This is a genomic window from Ewingella sp. CoE-038-23 (assembly GCF_040419245.1).
GTDB classification, from domain to species: domain Bacteria; phylum Pseudomonadota; class Gammaproteobacteria; order Enterobacterales; family Enterobacteriaceae; genus Ewingella; species Ewingella allii.
The window spans coordinates 1,751,298-1,768,267 of sequence record NZ_JAZHOH010000001.1 but is presented as its reverse complement, the minus strand read 5'-3'; the positions used below and the strand labels follow the sequence as shown (position 1 = coordinate 1,768,267).

The following is a 16,970-nucleotide window of genomic DNA, read 5'->3' as shown; positions in this document are numbered from 1 at the left end:
TCATCGTTCACTACTGCTTTTCGATATTAAAAAAGGCGAGACCATTATTATTGGTAGTGATTTGATAATATATGCAAATGGTAGAATTAATTCCCCCCGCACGGAATAAAAGAAACCAGGCAGCATAGCTATTGCAATGAAGTTTACAAATGTAAGCTTACTGTTCAAACCTTTTAAAATCATAGACATTACTATTAAAAGATATGATAAATAGATCACAACATTGAAATTCAAACTTAAAATACTAGACTCAAGAATGCCAGAAGACGATAGAGCTATTCCACTAGAAATATCACCTAAAACAATAATTGAGAAGTCTTTATAAATTTGATTGTCGTTTAAAAAACCAAACCCGCTTAACGGTAGAATTTGCGTAAAAATTGTCACTGAGTGCAATTCCCCCCATCCTTGACTCATAGGAAGCGAATACAGATTCTGTAAACCTGCAAGTGTAGACGATAATGAGTCCAGAACCACAACCAAATAATCAATAAAGTTTATTTGATAACCTTCCCGAAAATATGAAATAAGTGAAAATATTGTAAACCCTAAAAAAAGATATTGCGGGCGAGATATTATAAGGAAAACACGCTTAACTTTTTCTTTATTTACATATAAGGAAAGTACAATAACACAAATTAATGAAAAGAAAAATTTACTTCTAATACCAATCAACAACTCTGAAAGCAATAGAGTAAAAGCTATAACCTTGAATTTTTTTGGGCTATCATAATAAAAAATAGCCAATGACATTACCAATGACAAGCCACTGATAGCACGAACTATAAACGGTACATTGGATAAGAGTTCTTCACCTTCTGTGTAGATTGCTAAATGCCCCAACCCTGAACTTAAGATGAATTTTAAATACACGCCGACTTTAATAACCTGGCAAAATGAAACCAAAAAAAAGATATTTTTGAAATAAGCGTTTATTTTATTTTTTTGTTGGACTACGCCCCCATTAATTGCAGTCAAATAAAGAACTATATTAATAAGTATGCCCCACACACACACTAACTCAAAACCACTATTGGCATCTTTAAAAAAATACAAATAAACAGCTGGCAAACCTATTATCATCGAAAAAATGAATGCAAATAAAAGTTGCATTGAGAAATATTTTGCTCTGTTTATGTAGAAGTACACCATTATATAACAAAATAGAGCGGTTGATATAACTGCCAACACATCTAAGGTTGATTTGAATAATACTGCACTAATGGTGTTCTCTAAAAAAACAAAGAGTAAAGAAGCCAGGACAACAATATATATAGTGCTATACTTCAACACATTCGTATTTCTATTAGGATTTTCATTTTTAGCGTTCATATTTCTCGCAGCATAAATTAAATAGGTGTTATTAATAACCAATCAACATCAATGGCTTAATCAATGAGACAATAATCGCAACTAAACATTTAGAGAAAAATTAAAAGTGCATCCCGCATTGATAGCAAGATACACTTCAGTGTTTATTATCGACGAATTATTTTCTAATTTTCTTGAGTAGCTCAGCTGTTTTTGATGCCATCAACGCCTCGTCCGCTCTTGACTCAACATTTAGTCGAATAACAGGTTCGGTATTGGAACTTCTCAAATTGAAACGCCATAAATCGTAATCTATGCTAATACCATCAGTATAATCAACGATAAGAGCATCCGTTTTATAATCTTCTAGAATAGAATCGATGATGTTTGCCTGATCTATGACTTTACTATTAATTTCACCACTAGCTGGGAATGCCTTCATTCGATCATGAACCAATTCGCCCAATGATTTACCTTTTAAACATAAGAGTTCAGTTACTAATATCCATGGGATCATTCCGCTATCACAGTATGCAAAATCACGGAAATAATGGTGTGCGCTCATTTCTCCGCCATAAATAGCGTCTTCTTCTCGCATACGCTCTTTAATGAATGCATGACCAGTTTTTGACATAACTGGAGTACCACCTGCGCGTTTCACTATATCAACGGTGTTCCAAGATAAACGTGGGTCATGAATTATTTTTGATCCCGGCTGTTTTTCTAAGAAAGCTTCGGCCAATAGGCCAACAATATAGTAACCTTCTATGAATTGCCCTTTTTCATCAAACAAAAAACAACGATCGAAGTCACCATCGAATGCTATTCCCATGTCTGCACCATGCTCAATCACAGCATTACTAGTATCAGCACGACATTCAGGTAACAGCGGATTAGGAATGCCATTAGGGAAGTTACCATCCGGCGTATTATGTACTTTAATAAAAGTAAGCGGTACTTCTAGAGCCTTAAAACGTGCTTCAATGGCGTCAATAATTGGCCCTGCTGCTCCGTTACCAGAGTTGATAACCAGCTTCAATGGCTTAATGTTATCTATATTGATGTAAGAGAATAAGTGGTCAATATAAGCTGTAACAACGGAGATTTTTTTGTATGTACCTCGCGTAGCATCATCTGTTAATGAGAAGTCATTTGCCTCTGCCAAACGCTGCACATCACGGAGACCAGTATCGCCGCTAATCGGCCTAGCCCCCTGACGAACCAACTTCATACCATTATAATCCATCGGGTTATGGCTAGCAGTGACTTCGATACCACCATCTACATTGAGGTGCCAAGTAGCGAAATAAATCTCTTCAGTACCTGACATACCAATATCAAGCACATCAACACCAGAGTCTTGTAAACCGCGTGCAAGCGCTAGTTTCAAAGATTCACTTGTCAGGCGCGCATCACCTCCAAGCACGATAGTTTTTGGTTTAAGATAATCACCGTAGGCTCGTCCAATACGCCAGGCAATATCTTCATTTAATTCATCGCCCAACCGACCACGGATGTCATAAGCCTTAAAACATGTCAATTTTTGCATCTTATTCGCTCCTTCAAGCAATGCTCAATTCGTCCACAAAGAAAATTCTTGTGCAAATGATATAAAAACTAAATGCGGCCGTAGCGATCTTTAAATCTAACAATATCGTCTTCATTTAAATATGTACCGGAACGCACTTCAATAAGTTCAAGTGGGATTTTTCCAGGATTTTCCAAACAATGCTTTACGCCAAGAGGTATATAAACTGATTCATTTTCGCTTAAGATTTTTTCTTCATCATTAATGATAACCTTTGCGGTTCCTGCTACAACAATCCAATGTTCAGCACGGTGGTGATGCATCTGAAGCGATAATCCCTCCCCCGCTTTAACCGTAATTCGTTTAACTTGATAACGCTCACCTGAGTCGATAGAGTCGTATTTGCCCCATGGGCGATATACCTCTCGATGCACGTGGTGTTCATGCCGTCCTTGATCCTTGATTTGTTCAACTATTTTTTTTACATGTTGGACAGAATTGCGGTCAGCAACTAACAAAGCATCCTTAGTCTGTACGATGACAAGATCTTTAACACCGACAGTCGCTACTAAGCTAGATTCTGCATATATATAACTATTTTCGGTGTTGAAACTAATAACATCTCCGTAGTTAACGTTTCCTTCAATGGATTGATCACAGACCTCCCATAGGGAAGACCAGGAACCTACATCACTCCACCCGGCATCCATTGGCATCACGACCGCATCAGCAGTTTTTTCCATGACAGCATAGTCAATAGATTCGTCTGGACAAGCTAGGAAGGCTTCCTCATCTACACGTATGAAATCAAGATCAGGGTCAATACCAGTCATTGCTTTTTCACAAGCTTCAAGTATATCTGGGCGGAATTTAGCAAGCTCTTCGAGGTAACGAGTAGCACTGAATAGGAACATGCCGCTATTCCAATAATATTCACCTACAGAAATGTATTCTTGTGCTTTTTCAAGATTCGGCTTTTCAACAAACTGAGCCACTTTATATGCAGTTAAATCGGAAGCTTTCGCTAATTCATCTCCACGGCGAATATAGCCATAGCCAGTTTCAGGTGTTTTAGGCACAATACCGAAGGTAACAAGTTTGCCATCATTTGCGTATGGAGTGGCGTTACGCACTACATTACAAAATACATCTTCATTCTCAATCATATGATCTGCTGCGAGTACGAGCATCAGAGGATCAATATCGGAACTACTTCGTTTTGCAGCAAGTGCCGCTAGAGCAATTGCAGGTGCGGTGTTACGTCCAGCAGGCTCCAAAATAATATTTTTTGTTAGCTTGTTAAGCTCCCTCAATTGTTCTGCAACAATAAAGCGATGCTGCTCGTTACAAATAACCACAGGGTTTTCACAATCGATATCATTCAGTCGCTCAACTGTCGATTGTAACATCGTTAATTTACCTTTGAGGCAAAGAAACTGTTTAGGATAAAGTTCGCGAGATAAAGGCCATAAACGGCTACCAACTCCGCCGGCCATAATCACAGGTATTATTTTTCTTTTGCTAACCATCTCTCTACCTCATTTTCCAAAACCACATGATATTTAATTTCATATTCTTCTTTGCACGGTGCCAATAGTGCACTCGTATATATTTTTTCAAATGAGTTAGTATTATACAAAAATACATTATCATCTTTATGCTCACGAAAAGCCGGTATATTTGTCGCAATAACATTAAGGCCACAAATCCGCCCCTCAATCACTGGTCTTCCAAAACCTTCATGAGTTGAATGAGCCCACATTAGAGATGAGTTTTTGATAATTTGGACTAACTCTTTATCTGACAAAATGGGCAGTATATCCACATTCGTTTGATGAAATTTATCTACAATCTTGGATGCCCATATTTTATGAGCTCCCAATCCAACAACTTTCAGACGTGCATTCGACTGATTGGGTAAACTACTCCAAAGCCCCATGGTTGTTTCAAATTGTTTATTTGAGCCATTACCAGAAATTAGAACTACATAGTTATCACTCTCGGGTTCGATACTTCGTAGTGTATTAAACGTACTCTCGAATAGATAAAAAGCATTTGGGAATAGATAATGATCACACTTTTTAAGCCAAGTGACATTTCTCGCAATTCTGTAGGTTGTTGAGGAAACAAATGCAACGTCTCGTTTCAACCATGCATGTATTCTTTGCGAAATTACGATATACAAAGAGGAAATACTTTTCGCTGACTTTATTTTTCTATTCGGAATAAAATCATGAATAATAATCAGTGATTTTTTTGTCAGCGCTGATAATATTGAAGTGGAATTATAAGGGTATATGACTTTATCATACCCCCCTAAAATCCCAATGATTGGTACTAAAATTTGTTCAGAGAAAACAAACATTATATCAATTATTGCCCGCGGCAATTTAGCTATAAATTTCGGACAGATGAATTGCTTTACTTCACATCCGTCTTTTTTCAGTGCTAATACTAAATTATCGGTATAAATAGGAATGCCACGTAACAAGATCCCTTTATAAAAGTTAAATATCAAAATTTTTTTCATGACATACAATCCTGTAACCTTACATTAAATGATTTATTTTATTCCAGCTATATTCTTTTTTAATCAATTCATAGGCATTCTCTACAATTGATTCGGTTGGAAATTCATTCCGTGAAAACTTTTCAATTGCATCAATGAATTCTTCTTTTGAATTAGCTATAATCGTACAATTTTTTGATGATATTATTGAGGCCATTACTATACTTGTGGTAATAACGGGTATTTGCAGCGAAAATGCCTCAAGCACTTTATTCTGTAACCCTGAACCATCTAGTATTGGGAAGACAGCTACATCCATTGATGTGAGAAGATCTTGTAAGTTTTCCACATAACCGTAAACTTTAATACCAGGCACTTCATCCAAACTCATGATTTTTTTTGCAGGATTAGCACCCACAATATGCAATTGGAATTTATTTTTAGGTAATGATTGGAATATTTCTGCAAGGAGAATCGCAGCTTTCACATTTGGGTAATATCCCATGTTTCCAAAAAAAACGATATTTATCGTTTTATTATCAGCACTCTCTATTTTTTTTAAAATATGTTCTTTTGGTAAGTTAACACCATTTGGCACAATATGAAAATATCCGGCATTGATATAATCGGCATCTCGTTGAGAAATTATTATTTGCTTATCTACCAACGGGAATATTTCACGTTCACATTTAACTAATTGTTTTGACTCTCTCCGGCAAACTAATTTTTTTAACGTTTTTTCAGAGTTAGCTCGATTCTGCATATTAAGTGACAATGCATCAACATAATCACAATATATTTCAAAATTTAACTCTCTTTTGTTTCGTAAAGATGCGGTTTTTTTTACATACCATTCCAATCTGACCAACTGGAAAATGACAATATCATAATCGTTATTAGTTATAATTTTGCTGAGTATCTTCCAAGCTGAAGAGTCAACATACATTGCTGATTGTAGCGGCCTATCATAGAAATTAAATATAATATTAAAAGCCTTTTGTAGTCTTCCTACATTAGCCGAATATATATTTCTTGTTATATTAGTAATTTCATCACTTTTAATACTTACTGGTTCAATAGAAAAAACATCGACATAATGATCTTCAGCAATATGTTTTATCTGGTTATAAGCACGAAGTGCATCTCCGGTGATCAGAGGGAAAGGAAATCGACCTGTTACGTATAATACTTTTTTCATGATGTTGTTTATCTTTATTTTTTGTCTATTAAAAGAACACTATTCAGTGAAAATGAGATTATCGAGTGCAACATCACAGTACAACATAGTGATTCAGCTCGTGAAGTCAGCTCAGAGATATTAACTGATAATCTCGAACTTTCCATCCTCTAATTAACTAAGTCTTACGTCTATTATGTAGTATGAATGCGTGGGTTTTGGCTATAAGGAAAAATATAGATTGTCACTATATTTGAATTATAGTGAAGTACTAGAACTTAAAATATTTTATTGCTGTAGCCTATCAATAGTAAAAAAATTATTTATATTCTTCGACGATTAATTCCACGATCCAGTTAAACGTTGAATGAATGAAAAGCTAAATAACGTAAACATAATGAGCAGGCATATAGTAGAGCTATATCATATGGAATATTGCTCTTGAGTGAGTAAAAATAATTCTAATTCAAAGTTAAATAAGCTAGTTTTATAAGATATTGTCCGTAACTGTTTTTTTGGAATATCCGTCCTCTTTCAAGCAGTTCTTCATCATTTAACCAACCATTACGCCACGCAATTTCCTCGGGACAAGCCACCATCATACCCTGCCGCTTTTGAACTGTTTCGACAAAGCTTCCGGCCTCTATAAGGCTGTCATGGGTCCCAGTATCTAGCCATGCGAATCCGCGGCCAAGTAACTCAACGTGAAGTTTCGATCTTTTAAGATATTCTTCATTAACGGCCGTTATCTCTAATTCCCCACGTTTTGATGGTTTGACATTTTTTGCTATTTCTATCACATTGTTGTCATAAAAATATAGCCCTGTGACAGCCCAATTTGACTTAGGTTTTTTAGGCTTCTCTTCAATAGAAATAGCATTGTATTGGGAATCAAAATCCACAACTCCAAATCGTTCTGGGTCAACAACTTGGTAGCCAAAAATAGTTGCCCCCTCTGACCTTTCAGCAACCGAACGCAATTTACCGCTGAAACCCTGACCAAAAAAGATATTATCACCCAACACTAAACAAACACTATCAGCACCAATAAACTCCTCACCAATAATGAAAGCTTGTGCTAAACCGTCAGGATTCGGTTGAATTGCATATTCTAAATGAACACCAAAATTATCACCATTACCTAGAAGACGTTTGAAAGAAGCCTGATCTTCGGGAGTAGTGATAATGAGAATATCCCGAATACCCGCCAGCATTAATACTGAAAGCGGATAATAAATCATCGGTTTATCATAAATTGGTAATAATTGCTTCGAGACCCCCATGGTGACTGGATATAAGCGGGCACCAGAACCGCCTGCAAGAATGATACCTTTCATATTTTTATTCCAGACCTAAGCGTTCACGTTGATAACTGCCATCCTGCACTCTTTTGCACCATTTTTGATTTGCGAGATACCAGAGGATGGTTTTTCTTATACCGGATTCAAACGTTTCTACCGGTTGCCAATTCAATTCTCTATTAATCTTATTTGAATCAATAGCATAACGCCGGTCATGTCCCGGGCGGTCGGCAACAAAAGTAATTTGCTCTCGGTATGATTCTGTATTGGGAATAATCTCATCAAGTAAGTCACATATTGTTAGCACAACATCAAGGTTCTTCTTCTCATTGTGACCACCGATATTATAAGTCTCTCCCAATTGGCCTTGGGTTACGACAGTATAAAGCGCACGCGCGTGATCTTCGACATAGAGCCAATCCCTAATTTGATCGCCCTTTCCATAGATTGGTAATTTTTTCCCCTCAAGTGCATTCAAAATTACTAAAGGGATTAATTTCTCTGGAAAATGATATGGACCATAGTTATTGGAACAGTTGGTTACTATGCACGGGAGCCCATAGGTGCGTTGCCACGCACGGACTAGATGATCACTTGATGCTTTTGATGCTGAATACGGACTACTAGGTGCATATGCTGTACTTTCCGTAAAGAGTGGCAACGCCCCCTGCTCTTTCCATTCATCTGGATGTGGCAAATCACCATACACTTCATCAGTTGAAATATGGTGGAAACGGAATAGTTTTTTAGGTGACTCATCAAGCTTGGACCAATATGCTCGAGCAGCTTCCAATAAAGTATAGGTACCAACAATGTTAGTACCTATGAATTCTGCTGGTCCCGTGATTGAACGATCCACATGACTTTCAGCAGCTAGATGCATAACTGCATCGGGCTTCTGAAGCATAAAGATATTTTCGATAGCGTTTTTATCGCAAATGTCAGCTTGCATAAAGGTGTAACGCTCGCTCGAAGACACTTCTGCCAGTGATTCTAAATTCCCAGCATAAGTTAGCTTGTCGATATTGATAACACTATCATTTGTATTGTTAATAATATGACGAATAACAGCAGAACCAATAAAGCCTGCACCACCGGTTACGAGAATCTTCATTTATAGAATCGCTATCTTCGAGTAATGTAAATTTACTTTATATCAGCGTATGTAACTAATTAAATTATAAATGCTTTAACAATAATTAAACCTTAGAATTAAGCCACATAACGTCACAGATTTTATCTGTTGGTGTAAATCCAGTGGGTGCTGCAAGCAATAGTTCACGAATGCGTTGCTGATCAAAACGGCTACATGCCTCATTCAATTGCTGTAGGAAATCAGTCAATTCAGCCCAAGGCATCATCACTTCGTTCGCAGTCAAGATGCGCGGGTGGAGGGTATTCATCACATTTTCCCCAATGAGTAACTCTTCAAAAAGCTTCTCACCAGGTCGTAAACCCGTCGTCTTAATTTCAATGTCGCCTGTAGGGTGTTCAGCATCACGGAGTTTGAGGCCGCTCAGCGTAACCATTCTATGTGCGAGATCGATAATTTTTACCGGTTCCCCCATATCTAAAACAAAAACGTCGCCGCCATTACCCATTGCCCCAGCCTGTATAACTAACTGTGCTGCCTCAGGAATAGTCATGAAATAACGAATTATATCTGGATGAGTTAGAGTGATAGGACCGCCAGCACTTATTTGCTTTTCAAAAAGCGGCACTACAGAACCAGATGATCCTAACACATTTCCAAAACGAACCATGCTAAAGCATGTCGTACCCTGTGAAGATGACAGCCCTTGGAGAACTAATTCTGCTAAGCGTTTAGTTGCCCCCATGGTATTAGTCGGTCGTACTGCTTTGTCCGTTGATATCAGGACAAATTTAGGGACGTTACAGGCTATAGCAGCCTGGGCACAAGCAAGCGTACCAAATACGTTATTGCGCACACCATCAGTAACGTTATATTCCACCAATGGCACGTGCTTATACGCTGCAGCATGGTAAATAGTTTCAGTTTTGAAGCTACGCAATACTCTTTCTAAATGCTCTTGGTCTTGAACATTACCAAGGATAGGATAGAGCGTAGTTCTTAGATTCTGAGATTTAATAATCTCAGCAAGCTCGCGTTCAATTGCATAAAGAGAATATTCAGATACTTCATAAAGCACTAAAGCTTGAGGTGAATTGCGTAGAATCTGACGACACAACTCGGAGCCAATCGAACCACCAGCACCGGTTACCATTACCGATTTATCAAGGATATTACGCGCAATAAGTTCTGGAACTGGGTCAACAGGATCACGCCCAAGTAAGTCGGTAATGGATACTTTACGTAGAGTATCGATACTTGCTTTACCTTCAACCAGATCAACCATCCCAGGGATGGACAATACCTCACAAGGTAGACCTTCTAATTGCTTGATAACTTCATTTTTACGCGCCCGGCTTGCACTCGGCATAGCGAGAAGGATTTTTTTGACTTCATATTTCTCGACTAACCATGCCATTTTCTTAGGTGAGTAAACCGTTACGCCATGCATTACGGTCCCCTGAAGGCGCGGATTATCATCGACAAAGGCAACGGGGTAATATTCGGATGCCTGACTCAAAGCTGGTAACAGCTGTCTTCCTGAAGCACCCGCACCATAGATGATGATTTTTGTGCCCAATTTCAGTCCACGGTTAATTAACATCCTTAGAGTCAGACGGGAACCGGTGATCATCAATAGCCCAAAGGCAAAATAAATGATTGGAACAGTACGTGGTAAGAATAAATTGGTGTAGAACGCAGATATAATTAGCAGCATAGATGAGGCTATCATGCCAATCGCTACAGCGACCAATATCTTAGCTGTAATATATCGAATGACCGCACGATATAGACCAAGTTTGATAAAGAATATTAGCGTAACAAAAACAATAGAAAGGATTAAAATCCAATGCGGCAAACTTGATACTGGCGTCATTGAATCAATACGCACCCAAAATGCAAACCAGAAGGCGCACAACAACAGCACTACATCAATAGCCAGTGTAATAATCCTTTTCACCGGCCTTGGTAACGAAAGTAAGAACGTAAGCATAGTTTTAAACCGAGTAGAGTATCAGAGCATCAAGCTCTAGTTTCTAAAACTGTTCCAGGAGCACATTTGGCATAGGGTTCAATATGGCAATTATATCCACCACTTGAACCAGCCTGTACAAAAGCACTTCTACCAATAAGACTATTTCCTGCCAAACTGACCCCCACGCCTAGATGGGAAAAATCTTCGAGTACGCCATCGTGATCAACAACTGTCTGACAATTAACAATGACGCCCTTTCCGATTTTTACATTCGCTCCAATAATAGCTCCGGCCAGAATAACTGTACCCATTTCTATTTGCGCTGACGGGCTCACCATAGCTCTGGGGTGTATAAGGGTTGAAATAATCAATCCAGCATCCATTGCCTTACTTTGCAATGTTTCACGAACACTATTGTTGCCGATCCCCACGACAGCATGAGTATACTTCGGCGCAAATTCACAAAGTTTATGTATTCGGCCAATAATATTTTTTTCTAGGGCTTGCTCCGCAGAATGAGCGCCATCATCTAGAAAAGCCACATGAGTAAACAAATCCAAAGAAATAGCCATTTCATAAATTGAACGACCGTGCCCACCAGCACCAAGGATAAGGAGTGAATTAACTATCATTACACATTTACCCGGTCCTTAACTCCTGCCCCACATAAGTATGCAACAACTATCAACGGCAACCATGCGATCAAAATGCCAATCACACCAGTCATTGAGCCAGTGGCAATAAACATTGCAATAGGTGCGAGCCATAGGAGGTTGATAATCAATGCAGCTAACGTAACTGTTTTATGGCTTCCATATTTTCTAGCTAGAATTTGGTAAGTATGACTAGCATGAGCTTCATATACTTTTTTCCCAGCGAATAAACGGCGTAAAAGAGTCACAGTAGCATCAACAATAAATATTCCTAATAATGTAATCTCTGCTAGAAACAAATTACTGTTTAACGTGGCAACATGGAGAACAATGAGACCGATAGTTATTCCCAAAAAGCCACTACCTGCATCCCCCATAAAAATTTTTGCTTTAGGGAAGTTCCAGAAAATGAACCCTAATGCTGCAAAGCCTAACAGCAATAGCATGGTAAATTGGCTTGTTTTTAATGCTTCAGGCACAGCTAAAATAAGCAGAGCACATGATGATAAGGAAAATGTTATCGCCTCCATGCTTGCTAATCCATTAATGCCATCCATGAAATTATAGAGGTTTAGCATCCAAGCCAGATAGACTAATCCAAAGACCATTCCAGCCCAACCAGCATTAAGCGTATAACCAAACAGATCGATAGAGGGGAATTGTCCCAGGAAAAACAGCCCAAACGCACCTGCAAGGAAATGCATTAACAAACGCCAGCGGGCAGCTATATGACCATGGTCGTCGAGAAAACCGACGATCGCAATAATCAGCCCAGCGATGAAAAGTGATGCTAGCTGAGTTAAGGAAATAGCATCAATAACTTTTAATACTAATAAACCTATAAGGAAACTAATAACAATTGCTACACCACCACCGCGTGGTGTTGGAGTGGAATGCGAACTGCGCTGATTAGGAACATCAATCACGTTATTCTTTAATGCATAAACTCGCAATCCCCAAGTAAGTGCAAACGACAAAATAAAGGTCGCAATGGCAATGATTATTTCAAACATTATTTGTTTCCCTTGCTATAATATTTAGCTGTTCTTTCCATTGTTTCAAAAATCGTTACTGGAGCTTGCCAATTTAGTAAACGAGTGCTTTTACTGGCATCAATTTCAAGAGAACCATAAAGTTGTTCATAAAGACTTTTCTTGCCAACTAAGGTGAGTAATACACCTAATATACTTGAAGGAAACCAGATAACACGAGAAGGCTTATTCATACCTAGAGAAAAGCTTTTAACTATTTCCTCAGTACTTGGGGCATCTTTATCAGCAAGAACAAAGAGTTCATTCTTAGCTAATTCATTTTCAATACACGCGACAACAAAGCTAACCACATTGTCCAGTGATACCATGCCGCGCTTATTTTTAAGCCCTTTAAAAGGTAGAGGTAAGCCGCTTTCAACAATTTTTAGAAGTCGACGGATATTTCCGGGAGCATTTTCGCCACAAATTAATGCTGGTCGAATGATCGTAATAGACATTGTACTATTAGCAAACTGTGACTGAAGAGCCTGCTCTGCTTCTAATTTTGAGATAGCATAGTCTGAAGTCGGCTGAGGTGTTGATAGTTCATTAAAGGGTTTACCTTCAGTTTTATTGCCATTTACACCAATCGAACTAATAAAGATGAAATGTTTAACCCCGGCTTTCTGTGCATCATGCGCAAGCTTCAAGGTTGCAGCACAGTTCACTCTACGGAATTCAGCGAGCTTATCTTCGGCACGATCATCAAGAATATGTGCACGTCCGGCGGTATGAACAACCGTATCACAACCTTGCAGTACTGCAGACCAATCCGTTTTTTCCGAAATCTCACCAACATTGATCAGGTTTGAAGATTCCCCCTCCGGCCCCCGGCGGGTAGTACCGACAACATGATGGTTTCTTGCTTCTAATGTTTTGAAAAGATTGCTTCCGACGAATCCTGTCGCGCCTGTTATAAGAATTTTCACCCTGAGCCCTTTTGAATGCTATTAGTGCAAGTTCAGTATTGATGCACAATATTGTGTAGTGAAAATAGAGCAGCGGTGCTGTCTCACTTTTATTAAATACTCAATTTTTCTATCAGAATAAAATTTAATAAATAGGCCATCTAGACATCGCTAATATGATCGTTGACGACAAAACGTGGCCTATTTATTGAATCATTCTTACTCATGGGTAGGTTCTAGAAACTTTGAGGAATTTTCAGACAGGTTGATTGCTAGTTAAGGAATGTAAAGTCTTAGGCACGCTACCGCCCTTGGCTCTTAAGCTACCAATGCACTTATTGTTTTTAATAAAGTCTTGAAATTTCACGTGCTGCTGGGGTGAGTAAATCGTTGAGAATTTTACCCTTAACATCACTTATAGCAAGTCGCAATTATCCTAAATATCACACAATTAGGCTATGAGTAGACGTATCTTTTAGTGAAAATAATCATAGATACTGAATGAAAAAGCACCATGTATATGGTGCTTGGAATATTATGTGAGACCTATGATTACTTAGCGGTAAACTCTTTCAACCAAGTCTCAAATGCTGCGCCCTGTGAAGGATGGCGGATGCCATACTCAACGAAGGCTTTCATATAACCCAGCTTGTCGCCACAGTCGTGTGAACGGCCAGTCATGGTGAAAGCTTCTACCGTTTTCTTCTTCATCAGCAATGCGATAGCGTCGGTCAGCTGAATTTCGTTGCCTGCGCCATAAGGGGTGACTGCCAGCAGTGGCCACAAATCTTCGGAGAAGACGTAACGCCCTACTACTGCCAGATTAGATGGGGCATCTTTCTGATCGGGTTTTTCGACGATTGCGGTCATTGGTGCGCTTTCGCCTGGCTCAACTTCAACGCCGTTACAGTCAACGATACCGTATTTAGACACATCTTCTTCCGGCACTTCTTCAACCATAACCTGGCTGTTACCGGTTTCTTCGAAGCGACGCAGCATGGCTGCAAGGTTGTCTTTACGCAGATCGCTTGTTGAGTCATCCATCAGAACGTCTGGCAGAATGACGGCGAAAGGAGAATTGCCGATCAGTGGTTTTGCACACAACACAGCGTGGCCCAGGCCTTTTGACTGCCCTTGACGCACGTTCATGATAGTCACGCCTTTCGGGCAGATTGACTGAACTTCTTCCAGCAGCTGGCGCTTAACGCGCGACTCGAGCATGCTCTCCAATTCAAAAGAGGTATCGAAGTGGTTTTCGATCGCATTCTTGGAAGAGTGCGTAACCAAGATGATTTCTTTAATACCCGCAGCGGCACATTCGTTCACAATGTACTGGATAAGAGGCTTGTCTACGATCGGCAACATTTCTTTGGGAATCGCTTTGGTTGCTGGCAGCATGCGTGTGCCAAGACCGGCAACAGGGATAACAGCTTTTAACATTGTAAAGGATACTCCTTGAAACCAATAGTTTGGAAGTTCAGCCAGTCAGAATATTAGCACTCACCTAGCTCACTGCACTGAAACCGTTTAGCAATTCTGTGTCGTTCCACGTGATCCCACTAGTATAGACCTTCAAACCTTAACGGGGGAGCACATAAAGCTAATAAACACCGATTTTTAACTTGGTGATACGATACCAGTAAGCTTTCCCAAACGGTAAGCGAAACGCTGAATTTTAAGAATGTTTCCCTCGTTCGCGTTTTTTCTAACCGATTCTTGATGATTTATGAGTCATTCATAAACCTTATATCAACGTACTCTGCCTCTGCAGTAACCTGATGGATGATACTCGCCCTACTCCGCAGGTTGGGAAAAGTTGAGTTTTCACGCCATGACACCCATCATTCACATGTAACTCACGTCATTAAACCTAAAGGTAAAAAATAGCTATGGAATGGATCGTCGATCCGTCAATTTGGGCCGGGCTCGCTACACTGGTCATTCTGGAAATTGTTTTAGGCATTGATAACCTGATATTTATTGCCATTCTGGCGGATAAACTGCCTAAGCGGCAGCGTGACAGGGCGCGCGTGACGGGCCTGCTGCTGGCGCTGGTAATGCGTTTACTGCTGCTGGCGTCCATCTCTTGGCTGGCTACCCTCACCCGCCCCTTGGTCACCCTGTTCTCTCATTCGTTTAGCGCTCGCGACATCATCATGCTGCTGGGTGGGATTTTTTTGCTGTTCAAAGCCACGATGGAGCTTAACGAACGGCTAGAAGGCAAGGATGAAGAGCATAGCGCGCAGCGTTCCGGGGCGAAGTTCTGGGCAGTCGTCGCACAAATTGTGGTGCTCGACGCGATATTCTCCCTCGACTCGGTGATCACCGCCGTCGGCATGGTTGATAACCTGGCCGTGATGATGGCGGCGGTGTGTATCGCCATCCTGCTGATGCTGCTCGCCAGCCGGCCTCTGACCCGTTTTGTCAATGCTCACCCCACTATCGTCATCCTGTGCCTGAGCTTCCTGCTGATGATTGGTTTTAGTCTGGTTGCCGAGGGCTTCGGATTCTATATCCCGAAAGGCTATCTCTACGCGGCGATTGGCTTCTCGGTGATGATTGAGGCCCTGAATCAACTGGCGCAGTTCAACCGGCGACGATTTCTCTCATCCAGCCGCTCTTTGCGAGAAAGGACGGCTGATACCGTACTGCGGGTGTTGCGCGGTAAGCATGAAGAAGCAGAACTCGACACGCACTCTTCCAACATGATTTCAGATACCGAGGGCAACGAAATATTTAATCAGCAAGAACGCCATATGATTGAGCGCGTTCTTGGGCTCGCCCAGCGCAGCGTCAGCAGTATCATGACCTCCCGCCACGACGTTGATAACCTCGAGTTGAATGACCCCGTCGACGTATTAACCCAGCAAATAGCCGACAATCAGCACACTCGCATTCTGGTCACTGAAGACAGTTCCACCGACGAACCTCTTGGCGTGGTGCATGTTATTGACCTGCTCAAGCAGCAGTTGCTGCACAACGAGTTAGACCTGAAGGCGCTGATTCGCCAGCCGCTCATATTCCCCGAGCAACTCTCCCTGCTAAAAGCGTTAGAACAGTTCCGCCTGGCGAAAACCCACTTTGCCTTTGTTGTCGATGAATTTGGTTCCGTTGAGGGTGTGGTGACGCTGACTGACGTGATGGAAACCATTGCCGGTAATCTGCCGGAGAACCATGAAATCGCAGACGCAGACCCAGATGATGATATTGAGCAACGCGAAGACGGCAGCTGGGTGGTGAGTGGTTCCATGCCATTAGAAGATGTCGTGATGCACATTCCCCTCTCTATGGAAGAAAAGCGCGATTACCACACACTGGCCGGATTGCTGATGGAACACGCTCAAGTGGTTCCACAGGAGGGTGCCAAACTGACTATTGGTGATTATCAGTTTGAAATTCTGGAAGTGAATAGTCATCGCATTTTAAAAGTTAGGGTTACACCCCTTGCCCCACCCAATAGTGATGATTACGAGGTCTAATTCCT

Annotated in this window: 13 protein-coding genes; 1 reads left to right on the top strand and 12 read right to left on the bottom strand. The window is 40.4% G+C overall.

Annotation, left to right across the window (positions count from 1 at the left end; all coding sequences use genetic code 11):
- From V2154_RS08310 to galU, 12 genes are all read right to left on the bottom strand, one after another.
- Nucleotides 1–1,332, bottom strand: coding sequence for an oligosaccharide repeat unit polymerase (locus V2154_RS08310; RefSeq protein WP_353501826.1), 1,332 nt, complete (start codon nucleotides 1,330–1,332; stop codon nucleotides 1–3).
- 157 nt (nucleotides 1,333–1,489) lie between these two features.
- Complete coding sequence (cpsG, locus tag V2154_RS08305) at nucleotides 1,490–2,860, bottom strand: phosphomannomutase CpsG (protein WP_353501825.1); 1,371 nt, start codon at nucleotides 2,858–2,860, stop codon at nucleotides 1,490–1,492.
- A gap of 68 nt (nucleotides 2,861–2,928) precedes the next feature.
- Nucleotides 2,929–4,368, bottom strand: a complete 1,440-nt coding sequence (gene cpsB / locus V2154_RS08300; RefSeq protein WP_353501824.1) for a mannose-1-phosphate guanyltransferase — start codon at nucleotides 4,366–4,368, stop codon at nucleotides 2,929–2,931.
- Nucleotides 4,347–5,369 carry a glycosyltransferase gene (locus tag V2154_RS08295; RefSeq protein WP_353501823.1) on the bottom strand — a complete coding sequence of 341 codons (1,023 nt, stop codon included), beginning with the start codon at nucleotides 5,367–5,369 and terminating at the stop codon, nucleotides 4,347–4,349. Before V2154_RS08295 ends, cpsB begins: the two co-directional genes overlap by 22 nt.
- A gap of 19 nt (nucleotides 5,370–5,388) precedes the next feature.
- On the bottom strand, nucleotides 5,389–6,546 hold the full coding sequence (locus V2154_RS08290; RefSeq protein WP_353501822.1) for a glycosyltransferase family 4 protein: 1,158 nt from the start codon (nucleotides 6,544–6,546) through the stop codon (nucleotides 5,389–5,391).
- A gap of 440 nt (nucleotides 6,547–6,986) precedes the next feature.
- Nucleotides 6,987–7,862, bottom strand: a complete 876-nt coding sequence (gene rfbA, locus V2154_RS08285; protein ID WP_353501821.1) for a glucose-1-phosphate thymidylyltransferase RfbA — start codon at nucleotides 7,860–7,862, stop codon at nucleotides 6,987–6,989.
- Nucleotides 7,863–7,866: 4 nt separating this feature from the next.
- A complete protein-coding gene (gene rfbB / locus V2154_RS08280) occupies nucleotides 7,867–8,940 on the bottom strand; it encodes a dTDP-glucose 4,6-dehydratase (protein WP_353501820.1) in 1,074 nt (357 codons plus the stop codon).
- Between the two features lie 85 nt (nucleotides 8,941–9,025).
- A complete protein-coding gene (locus V2154_RS08275) occupies nucleotides 9,026–10,912 on the bottom strand; it encodes a polysaccharide biosynthesis protein (protein WP_353501819.1) in 1,887 nt (628 codons plus the stop codon).
- A gap of 29 nt (nucleotides 10,913–10,941) precedes the next feature.
- A complete protein-coding gene (locus V2154_RS08270) occupies nucleotides 10,942–11,526 on the bottom strand; it encodes an acetyltransferase (RefSeq protein ID WP_353501818.1) in 585 nt (194 codons plus the stop codon).
- Nucleotides 11,526–12,560, bottom strand: a complete 1,035-nt coding sequence (locus tag V2154_RS08265; RefSeq protein ID WP_353501817.1) for an MraY family glycosyltransferase — start codon at nucleotides 12,558–12,560, stop codon at nucleotides 11,526–11,528. Before V2154_RS08265 ends, V2154_RS08270 begins: the two co-directional genes overlap by 1 nt.
- Nucleotides 12,560–13,507 carry an NAD-dependent epimerase/dehydratase family protein gene (locus tag V2154_RS08260; protein WP_353501816.1) on the bottom strand — a complete coding sequence of 316 codons (948 nt, stop codon included), beginning with the start codon at nucleotides 13,505–13,507 and terminating at the stop codon, nucleotides 12,560–12,562. The genes V2154_RS08265 and V2154_RS08260 overlap by 1 nt, the downstream gene beginning before the upstream one ends.
- Nucleotides 13,508–14,038: 531 nt before the next feature.
- Nucleotides 14,039–14,926: a UTP--glucose-1-phosphate uridylyltransferase GalU gene (gene galU / locus V2154_RS08255; RefSeq protein ID WP_353501815.1), complete on the bottom strand. Its 888-nt coding sequence runs from the start codon at nucleotides 14,924–14,926 to the stop codon at nucleotides 14,039–14,041.
- Nucleotides 14,927–15,375: 449 nt separating this feature from the next.
- Between galU and V2154_RS08250 the strand changes: the two genes are divergently transcribed.
- On the top strand, nucleotides 15,376–16,965 hold the full coding sequence (locus V2154_RS08250) for a TerC family protein (protein ID WP_353501814.1): 1,590 nt from the start codon (nucleotides 15,376–15,378) through the stop codon (nucleotides 16,963–16,965).
- Nucleotides 16,966–16,970 lie beyond the last annotated feature (5 nt).

Coding starts and splice junctions, on each gene's coding strand:
- V2154_RS08310 (WP_353501826.1), bottom strand. CDS start 1,332: ATGAACGCTAAAAATGAAAATCCTAATAGAAATACGAATGTGTTGAAG.
- cpsG (WP_353501825.1), bottom strand. CDS start 2,860: ATGCAAAAATTGACATGTTTTAAGGCTTATGACATCCGTGGTCGGTTG.
- cpsB (WP_353501824.1), bottom strand. CDS start 4,368: ATGGTTAGCAAAAGAAAAATAATACCTGTGATTATGGCCGGCGGAGTT.
- V2154_RS08295 (WP_353501823.1), bottom strand. CDS start 5,369: ATGAAAAAAATTTTGATATTTAACTTTTATAAAGGGATCTTGTTACGT.
- V2154_RS08290 (WP_353501822.1), bottom strand. CDS start 6,546: ATGAAAAAAGTATTATACGTAACAGGTCGATTTCCTTTCCCTCTGATC.
- rfbA (WP_353501821.1), bottom strand. CDS start 7,862: ATGAAAGGTATCATTCTTGCAGGCGGTTCTGGTGCCCGCTTATATCCA.
- rfbB (WP_353501820.1), bottom strand. CDS start 8,940: ATGAAGATTCTCGTAACCGGTGGTGCAGGCTTTATTGGTTCTGCTGTT.
- V2154_RS08275 (WP_353501819.1), bottom strand. CDS start 10,912: ATGCTTACGTTCTTACTTTCGTTACCAAGGCCGGTGAAAAGGATTATT.
- V2154_RS08270 (WP_353501818.1), bottom strand. CDS start 11,526: ATGATAGTTAATTCACTCCTTATCCTTGGTGCTGGTGGGCACGGTCGT.
- V2154_RS08265 (WP_353501817.1), bottom strand. CDS start 12,560: ATGTTTGAAATAATCATTGCCATTGCGACCTTTATTTTGTCGTTTGCA.
- galU (WP_353501815.1), bottom strand. CDS start 14,926: ATGTTAAAAGCTGTTATCCCTGTTGCCGGTCTTGGCACACGCATGCTG.
- V2154_RS08250 (WP_353501814.1), top strand. CDS start 15,376: ATGGAATGGATCGTCGATCCGTCAATTTGGGCCGGGCTCGCTACACTG.